Origin of the sequence: Sulfolobus sp. A20 (genome assembly GCF_001719125.1) — an archaeon.
Classification (GTDB): domain Archaea; phylum Thermoproteota; class Thermoprotei_A; order Sulfolobales; family Sulfolobaceae; genus Saccharolobus.
On record NZ_CP017006.1, the window covers coordinates 2,300,878 to 2,324,009 of the forward strand.

The 23,132-nt window shown below is 38.0% G+C and carries 21 protein-coding genes and 2 pseudogenes; 10 read left to right on the forward strand and 13 right to left on the reverse strand.

All coding sequences use genetic code 11. The annotated features are described in order from the left end of the window. The first annotated feature begins 89 nt into the window (after nt 1-89). Nucleotides 90-1,079, forward strand: coding sequence for a hypothetical protein (locus BFU36_RS11900; RefSeq protein ID WP_083216402.1), 990 nt, complete (start codon nt 90-92; stop codon nt 1,077-1,079). A 72-nt stretch (nt 1,080-1,151) separates the two neighbouring features. Further along, a complete protein-coding gene (locus BFU36_RS11905) occupies nt 1,152-2,294 on the forward strand; it encodes a glycosyltransferase family 4 protein (protein ID WP_069284227.1) in 1,143 nt (380 codons plus the stop codon). Nucleotides 2,295-2,300: 6 nt separating this feature from the next. Here BFU36_RS11905 and BFU36_RS11910 read toward each other — a convergent pair whose 3' ends face one another. Then, nucleotides 2,301-3,266 carry an FkbM family methyltransferase gene (locus tag BFU36_RS11910; protein ID WP_083216403.1) on the reverse strand — a complete coding sequence of 322 codons (966 nt, stop codon included), beginning with the start codon at nt 3,264-3,266 and terminating at the stop codon, nt 2,301-2,303. Between the two features lie 242 nt (nt 3,267-3,508). On the opposite strand from BFU36_RS11910, the gene BFU36_RS14115 reads away from it, so the two are divergent. From BFU36_RS14115 to BFU36_RS11930, 3 genes are all read left to right on the forward strand, one after another. After that, a complete protein-coding gene (locus BFU36_RS14115; RefSeq protein ID WP_069284229.1) occupies nt 3,509-3,775 on the forward strand; it encodes a glycosyltransferase in 267 nt (88 codons plus the stop codon). A 119-nt stretch (nt 3,776-3,894) separates the two neighbouring features. Then, the gene (locus tag BFU36_RS14415; protein WP_257784672.1) at nt 3,895-4,026 is read left to right on the forward strand and encodes a hypothetical protein; all 132 of its coding nucleotides are present in this window, start codon (nt 3,895-3,897) and stop codon (nt 4,024-4,026) included. Nucleotides 4,027-5,089: 1,063 nt separating this feature from the next. Continuing rightward, nucleotides 5,090-6,163, forward strand: a complete 1,074-nt coding sequence (locus BFU36_RS11930) for a glycosyltransferase family 4 protein (protein ID WP_069284232.1) — start codon at nt 5,090-5,092, stop codon at nt 6,161-6,163. A gap of 23 nt (nt 6,164-6,186) precedes the next feature. On the opposite strand, the gene BFU36_RS11935 is transcribed toward BFU36_RS11930, so the two are convergent. After that, nucleotides 6,187-7,254 carry a glycosyltransferase family 4 protein gene (locus BFU36_RS11935; RefSeq protein WP_185957796.1) on the reverse strand — a complete coding sequence of 356 codons (1,068 nt, stop codon included), beginning with the start codon at nt 7,252-7,254 and terminating at the stop codon, nt 6,187-6,189. 49 nt (nt 7,255-7,303) lie between these two features. Between BFU36_RS11935 and BFU36_RS11940 the strand changes: the two genes are divergently transcribed. Beyond that, the gene (locus tag BFU36_RS11940) at nt 7,304-9,853 is read left to right on the forward strand and encodes a hypothetical protein (protein ID WP_069284234.1); all 2,550 of its coding nucleotides are present in this window, start codon (nt 7,304-7,306) and stop codon (nt 9,851-9,853) included. 216 nt (nt 9,854-10,069) lie between these two features. Here BFU36_RS11940 and BFU36_RS11945 read toward each other — a convergent pair whose 3' ends face one another. The 6 genes and pseudogenes from BFU36_RS11945 to BFU36_RS11970 form a co-directional block, all read right to left on the reverse strand. Further along, complete coding sequence (locus tag BFU36_RS11945; RefSeq protein WP_069284235.1) at nt 10,070-10,552, reverse strand: hypothetical protein; 483 nt, start codon at nt 10,550-10,552, stop codon at nt 10,070-10,072. Between the two features lie 11 nt (nt 10,553-10,563). Beyond that, nucleotides 10,564-11,262, reverse strand: a complete 699-nt coding sequence (locus BFU36_RS11950) for a hypothetical protein (protein ID WP_156770085.1) — start codon at nt 11,260-11,262, stop codon at nt 10,564-10,566. Nucleotides 11,263-11,468: 206 nt separating this feature from the next. Further along, nucleotides 11,469-12,011, reverse strand: a complete 543-nt coding sequence (locus BFU36_RS11955) for an FkbM family methyltransferase (protein ID WP_197490531.1) — start codon at nt 12,009-12,011, stop codon at nt 11,469-11,471. 399 nt (nt 12,012-12,410) lie between these two features. Further along, nucleotides 12,411-13,193 (reverse strand): glycosyltransferase family A protein, encoded by a 783-nt coding sequence (locus tag BFU36_RS11965; RefSeq protein WP_069284239.1) that lies wholly within the window; start codon nt 13,191-13,193, stop codon nt 12,411-12,413. Between the two features lie 404 nt (nt 13,194-13,597). After that, nucleotides 13,598-13,861: pseudogene (locus BFU36_RS14500) on the reverse strand (glycosyltransferase family 1 protein); the annotation flags it as partial. An 85-nt stretch (nt 13,862-13,946) separates the two neighbouring features. Next, the gene (locus BFU36_RS11970) at nt 13,947-14,225 is read right to left on the reverse strand and encodes a glycosyltransferase family 2 protein (RefSeq protein ID WP_069284240.1); all 279 of its coding nucleotides are present in this window, start codon (nt 14,223-14,225) and stop codon (nt 13,947-13,949) included. Between the two features lie 96 nt (nt 14,226-14,321). Between BFU36_RS11970 and BFU36_RS11975 the strand changes: the two genes are divergently transcribed. From BFU36_RS11975 to BFU36_RS11985, 4 genes are read left to right on the forward strand one after another with little or no spacing between them, the layout of a single operon-like run. Next, complete coding sequence (locus BFU36_RS11975) at nt 14,322-15,335, forward strand: glycosyltransferase family 4 protein (protein ID WP_069284776.1); 1,014 nt, start codon at nt 14,322-14,324, stop codon at nt 15,333-15,335. A 52-nt stretch (nt 15,336-15,387) separates the two neighbouring features. Then, the gene (locus tag BFU36_RS13675) at nt 15,388-15,573 is read left to right on the forward strand and encodes an SAM-dependent methyltransferase (protein ID WP_156770087.1); all 186 of its coding nucleotides are present in this window, start codon (nt 15,388-15,390) and stop codon (nt 15,571-15,573) included. A 32-nt stretch (nt 15,574-15,605) separates the two neighbouring features. After that, on the forward strand, nt 15,606-16,124 hold the full coding sequence (locus tag BFU36_RS11980) for an FkbM family methyltransferase (RefSeq protein WP_231961309.1): 519 nt from the start codon (nt 15,606-15,608) through the stop codon (nt 16,122-16,124). After that, on the forward strand, nt 16,121-16,564 hold the full coding sequence (locus BFU36_RS11985; protein ID WP_197490532.1) for a hypothetical protein: 444 nt from the start codon (nt 16,121-16,123) through the stop codon (nt 16,562-16,564). The genes BFU36_RS11980 and BFU36_RS11985 overlap by 4 nt, the downstream gene beginning before the upstream one ends. Before the next feature lie 1,241 nt (nt 16,565-17,805). Here BFU36_RS11985 and BFU36_RS13680 read toward each other — a convergent pair. The 5 genes and pseudogenes from BFU36_RS13680 to BFU36_RS12005 form a co-directional block, all read right to left on the reverse strand. Continuing rightward, a pseudogene (locus BFU36_RS13680) lies at nt 17,806-17,967 on the reverse strand (zinc ribbon domain-containing protein); the annotation flags it as partial. Nucleotides 17,968-18,736: 769 nt separating this feature from the next. Next, nucleotides 18,737-19,546 carry a hypothetical protein gene (locus BFU36_RS11990; RefSeq protein WP_069284242.1) on the reverse strand — a complete coding sequence of 270 codons (810 nt, stop codon included), beginning with the start codon at nt 19,544-19,546 and terminating at the stop codon, nt 18,737-18,739. 641 nt (nt 19,547-20,187) lie between these two features. Next, nucleotides 20,188-20,415: a hypothetical protein gene (locus BFU36_RS11995; RefSeq protein WP_069284243.1), complete on the reverse strand. Its 228-nt coding sequence runs from the start codon at nt 20,413-20,415 to the stop codon at nt 20,188-20,190. Nucleotides 20,416-20,438: 23 nt separating this feature from the next. Continuing rightward, nucleotides 20,439-20,924 (reverse strand): hypothetical protein, encoded by a 486-nt coding sequence (locus BFU36_RS12000; RefSeq protein ID WP_069284244.1) that lies wholly within the window; start codon nt 20,922-20,924, stop codon nt 20,439-20,441. After that, a complete protein-coding gene (locus BFU36_RS12005; protein WP_069284245.1) occupies nt 20,917-22,668 on the reverse strand; it encodes an ATP/GTP-binding protein in 1,752 nt (583 codons plus the stop codon). Before BFU36_RS12005 ends, BFU36_RS12000 begins: the two co-directional genes overlap by 8 nt. Between the last annotated feature and the right edge of the window lie 464 nt (nt 22,669-23,132).

The following is a 23,132-nucleotide window of genomic DNA, read 5'->3' on the forward strand; positions in this document are numbered from 1 at the left end:
CTCGTTATCAGCCTACAAAACGGCATATTTAATTAGGCAATCTAACCTCACGGAAAACTTTTAATAACCTCATCGCGTAACTTTAGCTAATGAAAATGAGGTTTATCTTGACTTTTGCCCTCTTACTGCTTGTTGCTGGCAGTATAATCACGTTGTCCTCTACTATAGTAGTTAATTACCCCAGTAGCGCATATTTAGGGCAAGAGATCACCATATACTTCCAGCTCTTGAACAGTTATATCAACTCCACTGATTTCCCAATAATTTCCTCTGGCGTAGAGGTCATTCACAACGGTAGCGAAGTAGCTTACACTGGGACTCCTCCTGGTGGTGGCTATTTGCTGTTTCCAGCAAACATATCTAACAATACAACCGAACTAATCGTAACGTTTGTTGGCGAGTATCATACTTACTACTTCACTAATCTAGGAATTGTTCTTTATGGAGGTAATTTTAAACCACCTTTACCTGAAGGAGATCAAAGGTATTTTAGTTTAGTACTTATTGCTTTTAATGGGAGGTTATGGTACCATATTAATGGGAGCTGGTATAACCCTTTATCTTCTTTACCTTATTACGGTTCAGTTATAGACAATTGGATTAATGTTAGTACTCTAGTAAACTATGCAGTAGTTCTTGAGGAGCATAATGGACTTACGTTTGTAAAAGATATGTTTATAAATGGTAAGGAATTTGTAATAAACTACTTGACCCCTGTACTTTGGAATTTCTCTTATGTAGGAATAAGGACGGATACACCTAACAACTTGATAACACCTTTAGGATTTACTGTATATTCCCCTTTATCACATCAGCTCTACGTTATTTATGTTAACGGTAAAGAATACGCTTCTGGCTATACAAATGATTTAGGACAAGGCAGTATATCATTAAAGGTCTCCTCACTTCATGAAGTTATTAACATAACGTTTCCTATGGTTCATGTGTATAAGATTATTACGATTAGTTCTAGTCAAGGAAATGTAAAGGTTAGCTATCCCATATTTCCATTATCTCTCCTCGGTGTCTCAATAATTTTGACGACCATCTCAGTTATGGTGTCTTTAAGAAGGAAATAGATGGAATTTTTAAGCTAAACGAGAGCTATTGAGTAGTTAAAAATATATTCTCTTGTGTTAAAACTATCAAAGATGATAAGTTTAACGTTAGTGACTGAAAGATTGGGACTAGGTGGTGGCTTCTACTATTATTTGGAAATAACTAATAGGTTGTTGAAGAGAGGATATGATGTCAAGATAGTCTCATCCGGAGGATCTCCGTGGTTCTATCCTAACAACCGTGTCCCTATAATATATCCGAAGGAGCCTAAATTGTTAAAGATTTTATCTAATATATTACAAATAAAATATAGACAAGTCCATTATTTTAGGGGATTAGACTACTATATAATACTATCTAAATTGTTAAATATAGATTTTGATTTTTCAAGAATTATGAGCTCAATAATCCCAGAATCTGATCTAATAATTACAGGATTACCCTCTGCTTTTATATGGAGTTTTATGTCAAAGAAATACAAGAAACTTGCCTTCTTCCCTCAAGGCTGGCCAGAGTATATTTACGTGTTGAGTCGAGATATAAGGTGGTATCTTACCTTTATTTCACCTTATGACTACTACATTGCGCTAACCGGAATAGAGACAGACCTAGTTAAGTCGACTATAAAAAGGGATGTGAAGTTCTTCGTAGTCAGCGCAGGTGTAGATACTCAGCTTTTCAAACCAAGAAGAAGGGATAATGATGACATAAAGGTCATGGTAATCCTGAGGCCAGAACCAAATAAAGGAGCTGAAGTGGCAATAAGGACATTGAACCTTTTGTCTAAGTATCTAGATTTTACAGCGGTCGTCATAGATCACGGAGTGTTAGAGAAGTTCAGAAACGAAATCCGTTTTAAGTACGAAGCATATAAACCTGTTAGCCGAGAAAAATTGGTAGAACTATACAATAGTGCCTCAGTATTTCTGTTTACCTCTAAGTTAGAGGGTTACGGTCTACCTCCACTTGAGGCTATGGCTTGTGGAACCCCCGTAGTGATGACAGACAACGTGGGCAGTAGGGCTTACGCAGTCAATGGGTACAATGCCTTAGTGGACGATACCCACTCCCCTGAGAAACTAGCGGAATTAATACAGAAGGTTATAAAGGACGAGAATTTGAGGGAAGAAGTTGTAAGGAATGGCTTTGAGACTGCAAAGATGCACGACTGGGAGAGAATAACCGATAACTGGGTGAAAACGCTTAAAGAGATAGAAGGAGAAATAAAGCGATGAGTCTATTTACCTATTTTCGCACGAAACAATTCCTAAATAACTTATGCCAGCTGTTCTTTGAGCCTGCCTAGCTGTACACTTGTAACCTTCCTCTTCTAACTTCTTTATTAGCTTCTTATAAGAAACTCCCGTCAAGAAGGCGTGGTGTTCAAAGATTATTTTCTCAAACCCTATTTCATCGCTGTTCATTATGACGTCAACCTCACACCCCTCACAGTCTATCTTCAGCAAATAGGGATCTTTAACAAGCTCCCTCATCCCTTTTAGGGAGTATAATGGTACCTCCACGTCACCTTCACCAGTGACGTGGAAGCCCCCACTCTTGTCTAAATCAATAGTTGAAGGTACTCTTATCATACTATCTTTTGACCCTACCCCAGCGTTTATCAGGGTTACCCTATCCTCCAGCCCGTTTAGCTTGATGTTTTCAAGTGCTATCCTGTACACGGAGGGTAGTGGCTCAAATCCAACAACCCTCTTTGCTCCCTTTATGGCGAAGTACACAGCTGTATCACCTATGTTTGCACCTACGTCTACAACTTCCCTGCCCTCAACGTCCACGTTGTATTGTTCTTGTACGAATGTCTCGAATAAAGCAACTTCATGTCCTTTCAAGAACTTTACGTTATATTTTGGATAATACCAATAGTTATCCTTCTCAATCCAACCACTAGCAGTGCGAAGTACATGTCCGGACGGGTTAGTATCTATTCTAGTGGATTCATAGTAAACTTCGTTACCCCGAATGTGAAACTTTATAGGATTAAAATAATCTGGATAGAATTGCACTAAATCCACCAGAGCACGGGCGCACTCTAGACTACATATTCCGGAACTACCATCCCTAAATTTAATGTGAATTTCTTCGCTGCCTTTTCTCACTTGCTGAAGCACACTGAACCAGTTTTTGTACACCTTTTGATAAATGTGAATTCTGTTAAGACTGAACGTTGTCTGATAGAAGAACTTCATTATGATTAACTGCTGTATTTAGCTTAAATCTTTTTCTTAAATACTTAGGCTAGGGCTAAGATATTTTATAAGGTACCAACACAAAATTTTAATCAAGGAGAGGGTTAAAATTCTTATAGATTTGAGAATCGATATTACAAGTTAAAAAGGGATAGATTCTTCATAACGAGATTAATATTAGTATAATAAGGTTTACAAGAAAACCTAAAAACTTATATCTTCTACTCTAAATGTGGAAATAAATGAATAAAGATAATGTTGCAATTTCAGTTATAATTACTGCTCATAACAGGAGGAAATTCTTGAAGGAAGCAATAACTTCTGCGCTAAATCAAGAATTTGACAAGGATAAGTATGAGATAATCGTGATGAAGAACTTTGAGGATCAAGAAATTGACAGTTTCATGAAGGAGAAAAACGTTAAGTCCTTATACACAGAGGAGGAAAAATTGGGAATCAAGCTAAAGTTGGCATTGAAGAATCGAAAGGAAGGATATTCTGCTTCCTAGAAGACGACAATAAGTTCCACGAGGAGAAGTTAAGGAAAGTATACCAATCATTTATGAGGTATGAGGACTTAGTCCTCTATCATATCAACAGGGTTGTGATAGACGAGGAGGGGAAGGTCTTGCTCACGCCAGAGGTTTGGGAGGAGGATTACTTCTCTGGCTACGATGAGAAGGTCTACGCTAGCTTGATAAAGAGAAGAGGCTGGGGTAATAATAGCTCCATTTGTGTCAGAAAGATAACATTGTATTAAGTCAATTAGGGCAAATTAACATATCGGTTGACTTTTATCTATTCTTAAGCGTACTGATTAACCGTAAGCCCATTCTTCTAGATCACACACCTCTCACTTATTATCGAATTCACGACAATAATGTTTCCATTGCTGCCTTTAGGGATTTAAATGCAGAGTGTAAATATAAAAAAAGATCTGGAAGACTTATCCAAAATTTATGAGTTGAGTAAACGTAATAAAGAATTTGCTTACGTATTCTATTATCTTATTTTTATCAATAAAAAGTGGAGTTACGACATTTTCTGCGAGGATAATAAGAGACTAGAGGTGATAGCAGACAGCCTGAAGATACTGAGAAATCCCTTTCTTCCCTACTAAGTTAAAGGTTGAATACAATAGGAGTCTCTTTCCTAAACTTATTCCTTCATAGCTTCGTGAAGAATTACTTAATTAAACGAAGACTACGATATGCTGAAAAGATACCTAAGGGAATTGTAGATAGTAAGGAGGCTGAAATTCCCTAATGCCTAACCTAAAAATGTTTTATCCTCTGTAGCTAAAAGAAAATTCTACCTAAGGGTATATCGATTTTTCCAGTTTAATCGATAGCTCTCATTTCTTAACAGTCTAAAACGATTACAGTAAAGCCTAATGGTGAAAACGTAAAAACTCTCATAGTGACATTATAAGTTAGACTCATTGCTGGATTACAAGGGCTTTTAAGTATGGTTTATCTGGTAAACTAGAAAAGATAATGAGAAGCTATTTATAAAGTAAACACATAAACTTACTATATTTTGTATATAATATTTTATTAATAAATAATTATTTAATTTTAACATAAAAATTTAACATATTCAAATAGTTCACCATGTATAGCTAATAAGGTATTAGTAATAAACTAAGGAAAGATCTAGAATTAGATATACTGTTCCAATTGTATCAAGAGAAAGATGGTCGTGACTATATATATTTGCTTTGCGCGACAAAGGGTTAAGTTAACCTATTGTAACATCACAGCTGGTTCTATTATCAAAATAAAAATTTTTAACATAAAGATTTGTAATCACTTTGTCTGAAAATGAAAGTAGCTATAGTTGAACCTATTCCAATAGATATAGCCTTGCTAGGTGGCGGTGGTGTAGTTTTTATGAACATCATTAAAACATTGAAAGGTAGGGGTCACACTATTGAACTGCACACTCCCTTGCGACCTTCGAGATTCTATAGTGCGATAGGTAATTACATAGACAAAGTAATCTCATATTCGCTGTTTAGATTGTACTCTCCCTTAATTTTCCGTTCCCCATTATTTATATTTGGAACAGCTAGATTATATCTAACCTCTTCCTATTTTAAATCATTTAGCAACTACGACTATTCAATATGCACTACATATGACGAACTGTTTGGGCATTTTGACCTAGGTTACATACACTATCCAGCTAGAAAGTTCTTTAGGACAAAGGATATCACGAAGGTCAAAAAAATCGTAGATCTTCTTAACTTCATTACTTCTTTTAGCTTTAAGGACAAGACTAAACGATTGCTTGCTAACTCCACGTATACGGCTAAACTACTTCACGAGAAGAGCGGTAGGTCTACAGAAGTCTTATACCCACCTGTGAAACCCATACATTGTAAGGGAGAAGAGAAAGAAGACATTGTAGTTAGCTTAGGAAGGATAGTAGAGGATAAGAAATACGAAGACGTTATTTACGTAGCTAGGCTTTTAAGCGACATAAAATTCGTTATAATAGGGAGGGTTCAAGACGAGCATTACTATAGTGAACTTAGAAGGAAAAGCCCTCCAAATGTAACTTTTGTGACTGATGCGAGTGAAGAGGAAAAACGCGAAATCCTATGTAGGTCAAAGGTCATTCTTCATGGAAAGAGAGAGGAGCCCTTTGGCATAGCAGTAGTAGAGGGTATGAGTGCTGGTAACGTCCCTGTTGTTTACAAAAACGGAGGCACATGGTTGGATATAATCTCTGAAGGAAAGTTTGGATACGGATATGAAAGAGTCGAGGAGCTTCCAGAACTAGTTAGACAAGCCTTAAACGACAACAAACTAAGAAAAGAGGTAAGGGAGAGAGCTTTAATGTTTAGCGATGATAACTTTCGAGAGAAATTTTTGAAAATAACTGGTCTATGACTTATGCCTCTTACTTATCTAGACTAAATAAATTCAAGGGCCTTTCTCAACTGCCTACAAGTGACACTCACGGAAAAATTATCCTTTACGAATGATCTAAGCTCAAGGTACGCCCTTTCTAATTTCATCTCTTTTATTACTTTGCTCATTTCCTCCAGCCTTACTACATACACTCCCTTGAGGCTCCTCGCTTCCTCTATCCCCTCGATTCCCTTCTCTGTTGTGATTACTGGTCTACCATATGCCATACATTCTAGCACCTTAGTCTTCACCCCCGTACCTGAAGTTATAGGAATAATACAAGCGTCAGCTTCCTCATAGTAGGGGTCAAGAGAGTCCACTTTGCCCATTAGTTTAACGTTGGGTGGAGGTCCCTTTACTAACTCTTTCCCATCCCCTACTATTAAGAACTCTAGACAAGGTAAGTCCTTAGCCACTTCGATCAAGTTTTCAACAGTAGCTAAGTTATTTACAGCGTACAAGTTACCTGCAAATATTAACTTCTCGATTTTGTCCCTCTTAACTTCAAAGAAGGGTATTCTATCCACATCTATGCCGTGTACCACTGTCATCACTTTGGCTCTTTTCCAAATCCTTTTCACTAGCTCTGCGTCCCTATCTGAGACCGCAATTGTCAAGTTTGCTATAATTACCGCTAACTTGTCCAAAGTTCCCCCAATCATCTTCCTTAGCACGAAGTTCTTCACACCTCTAAGCCCTCTGGACACTTCTACTATTGAGCCGTGAAAGTCATGAATTACCTTTTTACCTAACAACCTTCCCATTAAGCCAAAGGGTAGAAATAGGGAACCCTCAAATATTACAACGTCAGACCTCTTTATGAGGTAAGAAAACTTGATGGCATTAAACAGCAACGATAGGCCTAGGAAGAAGTAATTCTTGCTTGCCCTAATTGTAACTATATTTTCATCACTTTTTTTAATGGGTTTCTCTTTTCCTCTCCCCTCTGTTATGAACTGTATAACCTTTAAGTCCTCCTCTTTAATGCACTTAATTAAGTTAGAAACCCTAATGAGATATCCCCCTTTTGGATCTCTAACGTCCCCATAAGTTACTATTAGCACTCTCACATCTAACATAGGAAAAGACTTATTAATATAGTTTAACGCTTTAATAAACGTGAAAAGGTTTTTAGAGAGGTATGTAGGTTATCTAGCGGGCGTTATAGTAAGCATCATAGAGTATTATATATTGTTTCACAATAGCTTAGGCCCCTCTTATTCCCTCCTACCTAAGGAAGTAGCAGAGAAGATAGCTTATAATATCCTTAACGGTGGTTCCTATACTGGGCTACACGGCATGTTTGTATTCTTACTCTCACTTCTAGGGCAAGTAAGCTTCCTCTCTACATTAGTCAACTATATTAGTGCATACTCTTCTTTTGGATTTCTATTTCTTGGTATTTTTTTCTCTTCCATATACTTTTTAAGGAAGTACTTTAATGCAGAGGGACCCCTTTTATACATCACTTCAATTATGATATCTGTCCCAGTCCCAATAACTTGGTACGCAGTAGATGGCGTAATATACTTTTACCCCGGCTTATTTGCGGTTTCCTTAGCCTTATTTGACTACGCCTTAGACGTCTTAAAGGTTTCATTTAAGGAAGCTCTAAAACGCGGTGCGATATTGGCTTTGGCTGTAACGCTAGATTTTACAGACCCTAGGGGAATCGTTTTCTCTATCTTGACCTTTTTTGCCTATTCTCTATATTTCCTTGCTGTAAAGAGAAGTTTTAGGTACGTGATAAGCTGGTTTAAGATGTTCCTGTTCGGCTTCATCTTCTTTTTACTTCTAAACGTGAACACAATAATATACACGAAACTGATTTCACCCTTTATTTCTCTAGTAGGTGTTTCAACTGTGTATAATCAGCTTGGGATAGCCCTGCAGACAGTAAATCCTTTCTATACGTTAACGGGCGTAATGTATTGGCTGGGTCCCTCTTTCTATATCGATGCATATCACGCTATCATCATCTTTGGGGCTATCCTCACTGCCATCTCCCTTTCAGCGTTACTTATAAGGAGAAAACCAATTGTTATCTTCCTCTCTATTTTCCTCTTGGCTGTTGCCACTTATAATTACGTTGGTTCCAGTTACCTTGGCTATTGGCTAGCTCAAACCCCTTACGTTGGTTACTTGGTTTATCTTTACCCCACTTATTTGCCGTCTTACTTGTTCGTAGCCCCGTTTTATCTCCTTTTAGGCTTCGTAATTTATGTAGCTGGATCTAAATTGATTTCCACTAATTTCATCAATTGGAAGTATATAAAGTACTTGAAAGCAACTCCTTTGGTTGCTCTGTTTCTGATATTGGCTATCCTGTTTTACATGCCCATAGCCAATTCCTTCGTTTCTACATATTACTCATCGCCGCCTAAGGAAGTGGTGAACAGTCTCTACGACATTGCCTACAATGATACTGGGATTGTCTTAGCAATTGGGGATGTGAATTTAGCTAACTATTATGCAGTATTGCCTACTCTTGTTAACCCCTCCTTTGACGGTTATCTGAATTTCATGTGGTTCTCTATAACAAATTCGCCGAATCCAGCTAAGGCTTTGTCCTACCTTGGGGTTCAATACGTGGCTTTTCTTAACGATTCCAATTCCCAGTGCTTCCGTGCCGTTAACTCTAGCCCTTACTTTAGGCTAGTTTATAACCAATATAATGTTACCGTGTTCTATAACACTCTTTACTCACCCTATTGGGTTAATAAAGGAGTCTACATAGCCTTTAACTTCCCCCTAGTGATCGATAAATTGTCATCATTTAACACAAGTTACGTAGTGATCCCCTTCTATTATGTAAACGACTTACAAGATATTCTCCCATATGTAAAGGGCTTTATAGGGTATAACTTATCACCAAACGACTTAATTCCAATGCTGGTAAACAACTCGTCCCTAATAATCACTGCCTCTAATATCTATGTTAATCAGTATTATTCAGGTGGTTGGGTTCACCAGTCTCCCTTCTGGACCCCTGATGCGTTAGACGCTATCGTAAGCGGAAATCCTTCAGTCCCCTTGACCCTGCACGTCCCTAATGGTAATTACTACGTTTACGCGATACTGAGTTTGACAACGTTAAACGGGATTTATGGCGGTGGTAGTATTAAGTTAAAGTCCGGAGAAAGTTCAATAACTTACGAGATGTCAAACATCGCATATAACGTAAGTTGGAGCTATCTAGGGCAGTTAAGGATAGTAAACAATACTCTCACCTTATATGATAGAGGATTAAACGTGGTAAAAGTAGTCCTCGTGCCTGCGTCAGAATATGGAAATCTATATCAAGAAGCGTCCTCATTGCTCTCCAGTAGGTCTACAATCTCGTTTACGCCTCATGGAGTTGTGGTAAAGGAGGGAAGCTTCTCGCCGAAGAGTTACAGCGCGACAGTGGTAATGAACCCTTGGTATACATTTTTCACCTTTAATCATGAGGTCTTCATTAAAAATGCGATAGCTTCGTTTAACTATTACTTTGGAGTAGCGAATGTTTACATCTCGTCTTCTCATCCCTTAGTGAGTTTGGCGTATATAAGCGATTTTCCATACTTAGTTTTGAATCTAGTAGTCGATATTATTGTCTTGTTATACGTAATTTGGGGAGATAAGGTCATAAAGACCTTAAGGTTTAAGATGTTAGGAGAGTATAACTAAGAAATTCCCTTTGTCAAGATCAACGATAAAAGTTCATTTTGATCCTCAAACTCCCTTTCCTATTGACATGTGGGATTTTTACCTTAGTCATAAGTTTTTTATTATGGCATAGAACGTCTCTAACTTATTGAGCCCCCTTCAAGAAGTTAATCACTGCCCTACTCTGACCGTCGTGATGGGATAAGTGACCAACTAAAAACGAGATCATTTTAACCACTAGCTTAAGTAGCCAATTAAGTAGGGAATGCCCTTCGACAAGACTAAGGGTAAGAGCTCAACCCTTTCCTTGAAGCTCCCTTTCCTAATGCCCTTGTTCTTTAAAAAGAACTCGTACTCAGTATGTTTTAAAATTTTAGAAGACTTGCCGTATTTGTACCACTTCTTCATATATCTGAACAGGGACTCCTCCTCCAAATGGTAGATTGCCCTTTCAACATAACCTACGTCTGTAAGGCAACTGTTAGAGAGTTTATACGCCTCGTAGTATACCACTGCGTCCTCATACATGATGAGCTTGTCTGCTAGCCCGTTGATATCCCTGTAGACCTTTAACAATATGTCCCTATCGTAGAACCTGGGCTTTATAACGCCTAATACTGGATTCAAGTTCTCTCTCCAGTGCCTATGTACTATTTCCTTGTCTAGCCTGTTTAGTCTTGCTATTATTCCCTTTCCAACGCTAGTCTCCTCAAGGGCCACTATCTTTTTCTCTACCTTTGGGATAAAGAGTAACTGAAGCCATAGAATATAGTTCCCTTAAGCTCACTATCGCTGATATTACTACCCAAATACTCTGTACCAGGTATCTTAGCCCCTATGACCTTTACCTTGACCTTCTCCGCTATTTTCTCAAGCAACTCTACATGGCTAAGATACCCCCTCTTGAGGATCACCAGTGCGAACTCCTCTTTGTCTTTAGAAAATTTATAGTTTGACACATCTAGGGGAGGATATACTACTCCTTCGGGGTTTCTATTGTAAAATAGTGATACAATCGTTGCTGAGATCTTGCTGTTGGCTAAAACAAGGTCGTAAAGACTCACGTATTCAGAGAACTTCAACGCATTATGAACGGCTAAAAAACTAGTTATTTTACCCGTAGCTTTAAGTCTCTGATATAACGGTTTCCAAAAGAATATGCTAGCTAGTGCCCCTTGACTCCAATATACCATTTTATTAGACGACCTATACTTAACGACTGATACAGCGTCATCATTAGCAACAACGCAAATGGCATAATCGCCTATATAATCTTTGAAGACTTTAAATACGTTACCTCTTCCTAACATTACGTTAACGTTATAGTAGAAATTTAACTTCCTATGTAAGTCTATAAGATTAGTGTTGCTTTGAGAGAGCATCTCTTTAATGTTATCAGATACATTATACGAAATAATGCAGGAATCCAAGCTAGTAAGTTTCTTTATACCTTTGGCGAAATTGATTATTGCCTTGCTTTGCCCGTCAAAGAGCTTAAGATGTCAGGTTAGAAAACATATTTTCATTATGATATTTTACATGTAGGGATCATATAAGGTTACTCATTTCCTATACGTATTATTACAATTTAAGAAGTTAATTGTAAAAGTTTTTAAAATAAGTTAATAAATAAATATTAAGTTTTTTCTTTATATGCTCTAAGAATTCCTATTCTTTTGTTCTTGTCATATTTAACTATAAACCCTGCTTGAGTGAGAATAGTGGGTATGAATTGAGGATAATCATGATACTCCATAATAATCTTATTTATGATTTGAAATGGTAGGGTAGGTATTATATCATATTCACAACCTTCACAGTCTATTTTAACTAAATCTATGTTTTTAATATTATATATTGAAACCAATGTATTGAACGTTATCTGTTTAACTTTAGTAGAGCCAAATGTTGTTTCAGAATCAATGCTACCTATTGCATAGGGCAATATTATTACCTTATCATTTAAACCGTTTGTCTCTATATTTTTTATAGCAATCTTAGCTAAAATAGGGTTTACTTCAAGGCCTATTACTTTCGAAGCACCGTTAATTGCAAAGTAAATTGACGAATCTCCTATTTCTGCACCTATATCAATAACTACTCCACTAACTTCAATATCATATGTCTTTATTTCGAAAATCTCATAAATGGTAAGATAATTTCCACTTGTATAAGGCAAAGTATGAAAACAAAGATCATCTTCACATAATAGAATATCATAACTACTTGCATGTTTTATGAGATAACCACTATCTACCAATTTTAGAAGATAAAATAAGTTATATAATGAAATATTTTTAATTACATTACCGTTTTTAGTTTGGCTTCTGGAACAATAAATTCTGCTGGATTACTAGATAATATCTTAAATAGATTATTTAAGATAAATTTATAATATTGCAGATCGCTGATGTGCTTAATATAGAGAACGACAAATGTGAAAAGTTTACTAATATAGTCTCTACTTAGTAAACGTGAAACACTATCGACAATCGTTACCATGCTTAAAAATATACTTGACTTACTCCTATAAATTTTAGTCATGTAAACGAATGCAATCCTAGTCTACTAATGAGCGCTAAAATGCCTTCTCACCAATTAGAAACGGGACACCTCTAGCCATGTAGAGTATATAGAGAAGAAGTTTATTTCCCTTGCATATCTTTCTCTTTTTTCTTGAGACGTTAAGAAAATACTCGTACTTGGTACCCTTTAATACTTTGGTGCTCTTCCCGTACTTGTAGTACTTTTTAACTATCTCTAAGAGCGTCCTATCACCATAATGAGAGATCAACTCTTCCCTAACTACGTTTACGCTATTTGAGAGTGAGGACGCCACATGGTATATCAGTTCGTGGTCAGGAAAAATCACTTGGTCGAACTTCTCCCCAAGATCTCTCCTTAGGATTCCAAAGGTCTTTGAGAGGAGGGGCGAAGAAATTACCCTAGGAAGAGCGAACCCCTTTATAGAATCAGGTTCATTACAATACATTATGTTGTCCTTATCTAGCTGAGCCAATTTTATCCAGAAGGAGTCTCCAACCTCCCTTTCTCCAATTATTATCATATCGCTTCTATCCTTATCTATTATTTCTAGGGCGTCTCTCCTCAAAACTCTAGTCTCATCTAACAGAATAGCCCTATCGCCCCTTGAATTTACGTGAGCTAAGTATCTAGCCTTTAAGAGCTTTACCCTCTCCTTGATTTCCTTAAACCCGTACTCCTTAATAACATCAGAAATTTCGTCACTGCCAGAGTTCACTACTATAACTTCATAATCTTGAAACGTCTGCTGTCTTATGCTCTCAAAGACCTCTCTCAAATACTTACCGTGAGTTACTGGAATCTCTATGGAATACATTATTGAGACTACTTGTCATTTTACCTCAGAGCAATATATAAATATTATTTTGATTTGAATTTTTTAAATTACCTATATCTAAACCCTAGAGTTAACTGCAGAAATGAAAAGAACTTGAGAGAAACTGATTTAAGGTACTTGATGTCTCTTATTTAAAAGTCTTGAAGAATCTATTTTAACTTCCTCCCGTTAATCAAAGAAGAAAAATGCTATAATTATCAACACTAGGGCAAATCATTTTACTAACTGGTTAAAGGTGATTAAATAGAATGGTAAAACTGTTTTTCCACGTAGTTAATGAAACTAGGTGTTAAATAAGTTAGGTCTTCCTCGCCTCAAAGAAGTGCATTAGTTTTCATACAGTCCATATTCAGGGATGAAGTCTCTTAACGTGGGACTCCCAGCTATATTTTAGGAATTACTCCTCTAATGTTGTTCTGAAGCTCAGTATATTCATTCTCTTTTATGTTTTCAACAAAAGCCTTAATCGTATCTGCATCAATACTAGATAATACTTTACCAATATTATTCTCCTTAACCATATAAGCTGTCCCTAGTTGGTCATTGATTATCACAGGTAAACAGTAATCTAATGCCTCAATTACGCTCGTTGCAAGACCGTATTTTCCGAATCCAAATCCTAAGAAGAACTTACTCTTACGATAAAGCTCGGCGAGTTTACTTTTAGATTATCTCTTAGGAATACTCTATCTGTGGGAGCACGCCGTTTTATTTCGTTAATGATGTCCTGATTTAAACTCTAGATCCTCCTCTAGCTAGGAACTGGTCAGAGTCCATGTTAAGCACGAACTCCCCAGTGGCGTTCAAAGCACCTATTATCCTAGCCCTCAGCCTATTACTCTTCTGCCTTACTACAGTGGCGTACTTCTCAGCTACCTCTGCAGTACCATTAGTAGAGAAGGAGTAGACTACTATAACCTCTATAGGGACTGTCTGTTCCTTAAGAGACCTCAAAGCAGTCTCTATAGTTTTAGCGGAGTTGAAAGTCGGTATCACGACACTAACTCTCATACTAACACTTTTTTATTAACATCTATACTTAAAAAATATGTGGACAAGAAGTTAACGGTTGTACTAAGGGTCTTATGGAACGGCGGAGTCGCTAGGATGGCAGTTGAGGAGGCAAGAAGGTTAGGGAAACTGTTTGTACTAAGGGAAAGTTTCCACGATTATGGCTTGACTGATGTAAAAGTTGAGATTGTAAGGAAAGGACATGGTAAGTTAACTCCCATATTTTGGGCTATAACCTCATTGTACGCGAAGGGAAGGGGGAAAGAGGCAACTGTTGACTTGGACTTGATCCTTACGAAATGGCTAAAAGTCTCACCCCCAGCCTTATACCACGACCAGTTTGCTGGTATCATGGGCTACTTGAACAAGGTGTTTAGGGGTCAAGACTACGCCCTGTACCTCCACGAGACCAACTTAAGGGCAAAAGGGGTGAAGTGGTACTTTCCAAGGTTGTTGGACAGGGAAGTGATGTCAAAGGCTAAGGTCGTCTTTACCAACAGCAAGGAGAACCAAAAGGTATTGGCTGAGTACGGCTTCTCCTCTGTTGTAGTTTACCCAGGCTGTTACCCTAGAGATGGAAAAAAGGAGAGAGAGCCCATAGTTTTGGCTGTCTCGATGTGGGATAAGGGGAGGTTTCCAGAGTGGTATGGAGAAGTCGCTAAGAGGTTAAAAAGGGGGAAGTTGATCATGGCTGGCTCTTGGGCTGTAAAGGAGGAGAAGGAGAGGTTCAAAAAGGAGTACCCACAAGTAGCGGTGACAGGAAGGTTGAGCGAGGAAAAACTTCAAGAGCTTTATGACAGGGCTTCTATTGTCTTACGTTTTGGCTTTAATGAGTTGGGTCCAGGTATGGGGATCATAGAGGGGATATGTAATGGTTTGATCCCTATAGTAAATGAGGGCTTAGGCTCTAAAGAGCTCATAGTTAATGACGTCAACGGTTACGTAGTTAAGGACTATGAGGAGGCAGCTGAGAAGATAAACTACCTGTTTGAAAATGATGATAGGCTGAACAAGATGAGGGAGGAGTTGAGGAGTTTGGCGGACGATCTCTCATGGGACAACCACGCTAGGAAGATAAGGGAGGAGCTAGAGAAGGTTGGAATGTTATGAGGAGTGATATCGACCAAAAAATTAAAAATATTAAATGAATGATCAATCTCAGATGGAAATCTTACTCAAGTATAACGGCTTAAAGTTACTCGTCAACAAAGAAGAAGCATTTATCTATTACGCCACGTTCATTGTAGGAGAGTACTCATTTTTAAAGATAAGAAGGGATGATGTAGTTTTAGACATTGGTGCCTCAATAGGGGACTTCACTCTTCAAGAAGGGCTAAAAGGGTTATAGCGATAGAGCCAAACCCTAGTTACTTAGAATTTCTGAGGAAGAACCTAGAGCTGAACAACGTAATTAACGTTGAAGTATTGCCCTTTGCAGTTGGCGAAATTGAAGGAAGGATGAAATTTAGGTTAAACGGTGTTACATCGTCTTTATCTGGAGAAGGCATAGAAGTCGAGGTTAAACCTTTAGACTCTCTAGTCTCTCACGCTGACGTAATAAAGATGGATATAGAGGGGGCTGAAAAATATGCTATAAAGAGCGACGTTGTTAAAAACGCTAGGGAGATAGTTATGGAACTCCACGGAAGGGAGAACGTTGAGTTCATTCCTCGTTACTTAAGGGAGATAGGCTTTGAAGTGAGGGAGATAACTTACAGAGACCTTCGGAAGAACGCGATAAAGAACTCCATACTCCACCTCCCCAGCCTTCTAGACGCTGAGATAAAAACTAACTTTCATGCTACTAAAGTTTTCCTAAGAAGAGGGAGGACCTCCATCCCTTCAGTATCTCACGAGGAGTACAAACTGATTTACGCATATAATGTAAGTAGGGATTGATAAAAATAACGGCAAACCTCGTCGGTAGAGGAGTAGGTCAGCTTCGTTTGCCAGCATTGGCAATCCGTAAAAAGAGAATAGGCGCAAGGTTTTTAAGCACATATGTCATAGCTTATCTTAGTATGGCAATAGTGGGAGTCTATTACGACGTGATTACAAGTTTCCAGAGGTTGGAGTTGTTGTTAACCATAAACGTCTTAATCTTTTTCATCATGTACATAGTCATATTTATAATACCAAGTAGTAACAAGTACTTCAAACCAACTGTCTTGATATTATTAGCATTAGATTTCCTTATTGATGGTGTATATAATTCGACCACTGGTATGATATTAACCTACATCGGAATAGGCTTGCTTGTTGCCACAATCTTGTACTTAATCTACATCTTCAAGTCGTATGGCACAGGCGGTGATGGGCCAGACTTCGATGTAGTGTAGGGGTAGAGAGGTAAATACTAAGGTTTATTGAAAAGAAAAAAGTCGAGCTGGAAACAGCATCTCCTGCATTAACCTTTATCCTGATATTTTAAACTACGGAGTACTCTTACTGGAAGATTACCTCTCAAGTACATTACTAAAAGGTAAGTATAAGTTCACGAGGACAAAACGTACCCATACCGTGTTTGCAAGGACGCAAAAGAGGTATGTATTTATGACACAGCAAATACGTTGAAGGACATGAGCTCTGTAGACGCTATAGACCTATAGCATAACTACGCTTTCCTAGCTGACGACAATTAAGTGTTCTATTTACTTCTGACCTCCTCCCCGTCCTAAATGAAGAGGCTTTCTTAACTTAAACCAAGTAGGGAAAGCCTTTTTTACCTTAAAAAATGGCGGGTAAGCTTTAGCCGGTCTCTTCAATATTACGAAGTTAAGGAAGCTCTGATGGTGGGGGAGAAGGAGGTAAGATCACTAAAACTGAACCAAAGAATAGGTACGTTGTGGCTAACATAACGTGTGTAGACAACGATTTCATCCACATATTCCAACTTATGCCAATATATTTCGAGTATACTGTATTGAAGAATTTTTTAGCAATCTCGTCATTGGTTGAGTTAGGTGAGTGTTAGGAAATCAAACCCATTCTCGCCCCAATATATGAGTTACCTCACACAAAACACTTTTCCATCTAAAGAAAATTCAATTTATATCAACCAAATTGTTGTCCATACACTCTTCTAACGGAGTAACTCCTATAACGCTTTAGACATAGGAGGAGGGGAACAGTTGTCAGTATTAGCTCTGCGTGGAAGGAGGAGGACAGACCTCAACCTGTATAGTGGGGAAAAGACAAGACGAGAGAATGCTCCATCATCTTTAGAAAACCTTTTTACCTTAGAAACGATATAAAAATTAGGGAGTGGCGGGTCAGCCTGGTTTGGGCTCTTCATAGGTCTGCTCGCACGGTATTCATCATTCCCTGCCACTCCCAATTCCTCTTCTGCAAGCGTATATTTAAAAACTTTTCTTTTTCGCTCTATTATCTTTAATAACGCATCAGTAATAATATTATAAGTTAGGAGAGACTTGAGTGGTGGGGGAGAGGGAGAAGGAGGTAAGATTGCTAAAACTGAACCAAAGAATAGGTACGTTGTGGGGTTTGGGTTTCATCGGATCTCATATATATCGAGGGCTTTCACGGGAGTCAAGCGAAATTTTCGCCCTCACCCGCCCCATTAGCGGGATAATCTAAACCCACCTAAGTGGGGGAACCCGCACATCTTTAGGAAAATATTCAATGAAGCATTCAACTGCCTATCTAACTTAAACCCACACTTCTCACATGTAAAGGTCTTACCAACCTTTCGGGATACATATCCACATCTGGGGCAAGACCTTTTTCATTCAGTGCAATGTAAGATATCAATTATAAACTTAATTCTCTCACTGGAACTGCTTACCATGGCTAACATAACTAGTTAAATATTCCCATGCCTATATATACGTCGACGAAATATTTTGAGGTTAACTTAAGTAATGGGTAAACCACAAGTCTAATAGTATATCTGGAGAGATTTTAGAGCTGAGCGATAAGGTCTTATCTTATGAGAACGTGGTTGAGAGAAATACTGAGACGTGGAATTTAGCTGACCTCCTCCCCGCCCTAAAGGGCGAGGGTTCCCTTAGAGCGGTTCACTGGTTTATGGTTTACCGCCTTCACCACTTCATAGCTAGTGGGCTTTAACGCCCGCTCCGTTCATCCAGCGGTAGACCAAAGGCTGGGTCTTCAGCCACTTTACCCCTATCCCTTGGGTAGAGGAGCCCTCGCTCCACCCTCCTCGAGACTTGGGGATATGTACTGAGGAGGAAGGACACGTTCTCATTACGCTTTATGGCTTCCCTCCTCCCCAACAACTTTGCTTCACTAAAAGCTTAAAAACTTTACCTCATGGCGAGGCTTGTCCTTCCTTTGTCACTAACAAATTGGACGATTTTAATGAGAAGTTTAAAATAAACCTCATAAAGCTGACCTCCTCCTTGCCTTAAAGGGCGAGGCTTTTTCCATTTTATAAGACTTATACCCATCTTGATTATTATGAAATTAGACTTGTTAGATACTTCTAAAACTATTCAACTGATGAGAGAGTAGTGAAAGGATAAGGTTTTTTATTCTACTACAATTGAGGTGATTATTGTAACTCCTTCTTTTTCTAACTCCTCCTTAATCTTCTTTTCAACGTAGTTTGCTATTAAAAATAGCTTCACTGGCTTGTTGAAGAGTTGTGGTATCAACTTTTTTCTAATGAGTATTTGCTCTAAAGCACCCTCATCGGCAAAGTTCTTAACCTCAAAGACGTAAACGTAATCATCAGTCTCATAAAAATCAACCTCAAATATCCTACCCTTATCTATAATGCCAAGAGTATCAACAATACTACCGTGTTTAACATTATTTGGGTTTATCCCATGCAACTCCAAAGCCTCCTTATAAACCATCATAATAGTCCTCTCCAAACCCCTACCAGCCCTACTAGTAAAACTACCAATCTCAGTAGCAAGCTTACTCAAAAGCTTAGAATTCTCCCTAATAGCCTCTTCATGTTCTTTCAAAATTTCACCCTGTTGTTTAATAGCCTCTTGTAGACCTTTAATTGCCTCTCCTTGTTGTTTTATAGCTTCTTGTAAGCTTTTGATTGCTTCCCCATGTTCTTTTAAAATTTCTCCTTGTTGTTTTACAGTCTCTTGTAAACTTTTGATCGCCTCTTGTAAGCTTTTGATCGCCTCTCCATGCTCCTTCAAAATTTCTCCTTGTTTCTTAACAGTCTCTTCTAGGCTTTTTATGGCACTGCTGTTCTCTTCTAATTTCTTTATTACTACTTCGTCTTTTAGCTTGTCGTAAATTTTGTTTGCTAATGCTGATATGAATTTAGGATCATTTAACAGCTTTTCAATCATCTCGTCAGTCTCAATCGCCATACAGTTTTAATCTTTAAAGAAAGGGCTTAATATTTATTTCCTATCTGAAACAGTGTGTGGACAACAATTTCACCTATCCCCATAAAATTCAATTTTATTCCAACTTATGCCAATAGATTTTGAGTAAATTGTGTTGAAGAATATTTTTAGCCATCTCGTCATTGTGTTTGTTGTTGAGTTAGGCGAGTTTTAGGAAATCAAACCTGTTCTCTTCCCAATAGATGAGTTGCCTCACACAAAACACTTTTCCATCTAAAGAAAATTCAATTTATATCAACCAAATTGTTGTCCACACACCCTCTTCCTATGACACTCCCTTCTTGTCAACTTAAAGATCATGAGGAGTGGAGCTTTCTCCCGCAATACCAGAAGGAGAACAGAGGGGGAATGAGGGAAATCTTCAAGCTGTAGCTCTGATTTCACTTTTTTTAACCCCTCTGCTCATAGATATGGAAAAAAGTACTTTGCTATCTACGCCATAAAGGGCTTGCCTCACTTTGTAAAAACTTAAGATAGTCATTTATGTCTACTAAACGGGGTGGGACACTAGACTGAATCCCTTTCCCCATGAGAGGCTTTCTTCATTTTTGCTCACGGTATATGCAGAATAATAGAGATGCATATGGGTATTAACGTCTCTTTCAATCTCCTAGTAATTCCTTAAGTGCGTATATCTGCTTATTAAACACTTTCTCAGTGATGTCTTTATTAGTAAGCATGTAATGGATTACTAATATGTCAAGCTCTTTTATCTCCTTTCTATTACATGCAACCTTTTTACTTAAATTTTCATACTGTTTTTTGACATATTCATAAGCTTTTTTAGGGTCGTTAGCTACGATCTGTAGCTGTAAGCCCAATTTTCCCAAAGAGTTCTCTATTTGTTTGTCCCTCAGGGATCGTCTTCTTCAATCTCGTGCTGGGTAAACTGGCTATTTCCTTTATTGCCGTTAAAGGTTATAATGATGTGTCTCTCAAGTTCAAAATCAAGCTCAAAGACTTCACGTTTTATTTCCGTTACATTATAGTGTTCTAGTGAACTCCTCAGTTTTTGGTACTTATCTTCATTATCTATATCTCCTATGAACATTACGTTCTTCAAGCTTCTTTTTTCCACTTCCTCTTTCAGTCCTCTTATTGCGTTTTGCCAATTATCTATACCTTTTATCTTAAGTTTTATGATGTTTATGGTCTTTTCACATTTAGTATAAACAATAGCGATTAGCGGCAATATTATCTTAATGTCCAGACTTCCGTCCATAACAACTATTGTATGTTCCCCAGTTTCCTTCAAGCTAAGTTTGTGGCGTCTCAGCTCCTTAAATATTTGTAAAAATTGTGAGTAATCTGTTCCAAATAAAAACTTAACCTTAGCCAACTGTCTCTCCTCTGACGATCACTCTTGGGTCTAAGCCCAACTCCAAGTATTTTGAAAGGTCTTCTATTTCTCTTATGATGAGTTTACCACCACTTTTTATGTCGACTGCCAGACACCTTGCACCCAAAGTTTCCACAATGTCCTCAGCCACATCTAGGTTATGCGTAGTGACCACAATCTGCCCGGGTATATCATCAAACCAAGCTATTATCCTTCCCAACAGCTTTGGATTCAGATGGCTCTCTATATCGTCCCATAGTATTAGCCCAGGCTTCAAGAACTCATAGAGTAGCCTTACTGTCAAGAATATCTGCAGTCCTTCTCCTAGGTCAAAGAGCCTCACTCTCTTACCGTCCGATCTCATCAAATAGAAGGTGTTTTGTCCTCCAAAGGGCTCAAAAGTTATTGTTGGTATGTACTCCTCGTTGTTCACTTCATTAATGTCTGAGATCACTTCCTTTATTACGTCTGTCATGTTCGATATTGTCTCCCAGTTATTTTCAATGTATGAGATATACTTTCTTAGTAACAACGAATTTATGAATAGTGATCTCTGCTCGCCTTTCGTGACCTCCTTATCTCCTTCTAAAACCCTTTTAATTATGTTGTTATCATACGTTATCTTAACTACCCTTTTTCCTCCCTCTATCTCTACTGGAAGTTGAGTGTTATAAAAGTGGAAAAGGAACCTACTCTTTTGCGCGTTATTTTCAATACCGTGAAGATAAGCTAGGAGCTCGATGGAGTCGTTAAACCCTGCTGGTTTTTGCTCTGCAGAGGCTAACAAGTAAAGGGCTTCGAGAAGGCTAGTCTTCCCTGCATTATTAGCTCCTATGATGACGTTAACTTTCCCTAAATCTATGCTTCCCTCTGAAATTCCCTTGAAGTTTTTGATTCTGACTTTCTCAAACCCTACCTGTTGGACCTCCTTTACCCCTAAATATTTACCATCATATAAGATTAAGGAATTTATTCTTATTTTAGAGGTCAAAATACCGCTATTACCCACCACGTATATGTGACCAGGCTTACTGTTTGACGCAAGATAGATAGGAGGCAACTCAGCTCTATCAAGAGAGATAGTAAGTGAGCTGTAGTTTAAGACTATCTTTAAGGTATGTCTCCCTTTAACCTCATTGATATTAATAGGTAACAGCTCGCAGTTCCCATCAGGATTTACTAAAACGATACTATCTTTTATAGGACTATTAGGGGTTTGTAATTTTCGAGAGTATATAGGGTTAAAACCCACAGCGTAGCTACCCTTAGCGTAATATTTATCGCAACCACCTAAGAGTTGGCCGTTACAGTTAGCTTTAGAATCGGGCTCACTTTCCGCTAAAAAGCCTACTATTAGGTTATCCCCCTCTCCTTCATAGGTGTAATCAACTTCTAAGTAAAATGACGGTCCTATTTCCTTACGTGTGAACAAATAGGTTGCAGTATTAGTTTCCCCGTTAATTAGCGTTCCGTCAAAATCTTGTAACTCCTTTGCGTTCTTACAATCCTCATATTTTACTACTTTAAAGTCATGGACTAGAAAATCTTTATCATCAGGAAGAGTGTCAGGCTTATCTTTAACAAAATAAATATATGTTATGCCTTTATCGACATTTACGTAAACCTTTCCATTGTGTGCGAAAGCCCCAACTAAATTATAGTGGTCATCATATACTTTATAACCTTTAGCATCAAAATTAATTATTGCTAGTCCCTCGCCCTCTACTTTAGCCCTATATATCATAATAATAAATATGTGGTAAATCATAATAATCTTTTTTAAGGCTATCCAGAGAGGAACGTTAAACCTCGCCTTTTAGGGCTGAGTCACTTCAAAGCTTTGTGCTTTTCATAACTTTAAGATTGAGAGGAAGCCTGGGTTGTTATTAACTGTCCTTTAAGTCACAAGCTTCACAGTGATGTTAACGTAGCTTTAAACATAATAAAAAATAAAGAGGATTGTAAGCGTATTAAAGAAGCCCCTTTCCTTTCTAGTTTCTTCAAATGGAGTAACTCCCTTAAAGGGGAGTAACGCTTTAGACCTCGGTAGAACCCTTTAGGGCGGGGAGGAGGTCAGTGAAATGCGTTGAACTACAATTTTTTAGAACCAAGAGGTAAACGTACTTGGCAAGCTCTTCAACGCAAGATGCTAGGTGAATGAACTTATATCTATTTTCATATGATTCTAGCCTATCAAATATTTCTAAA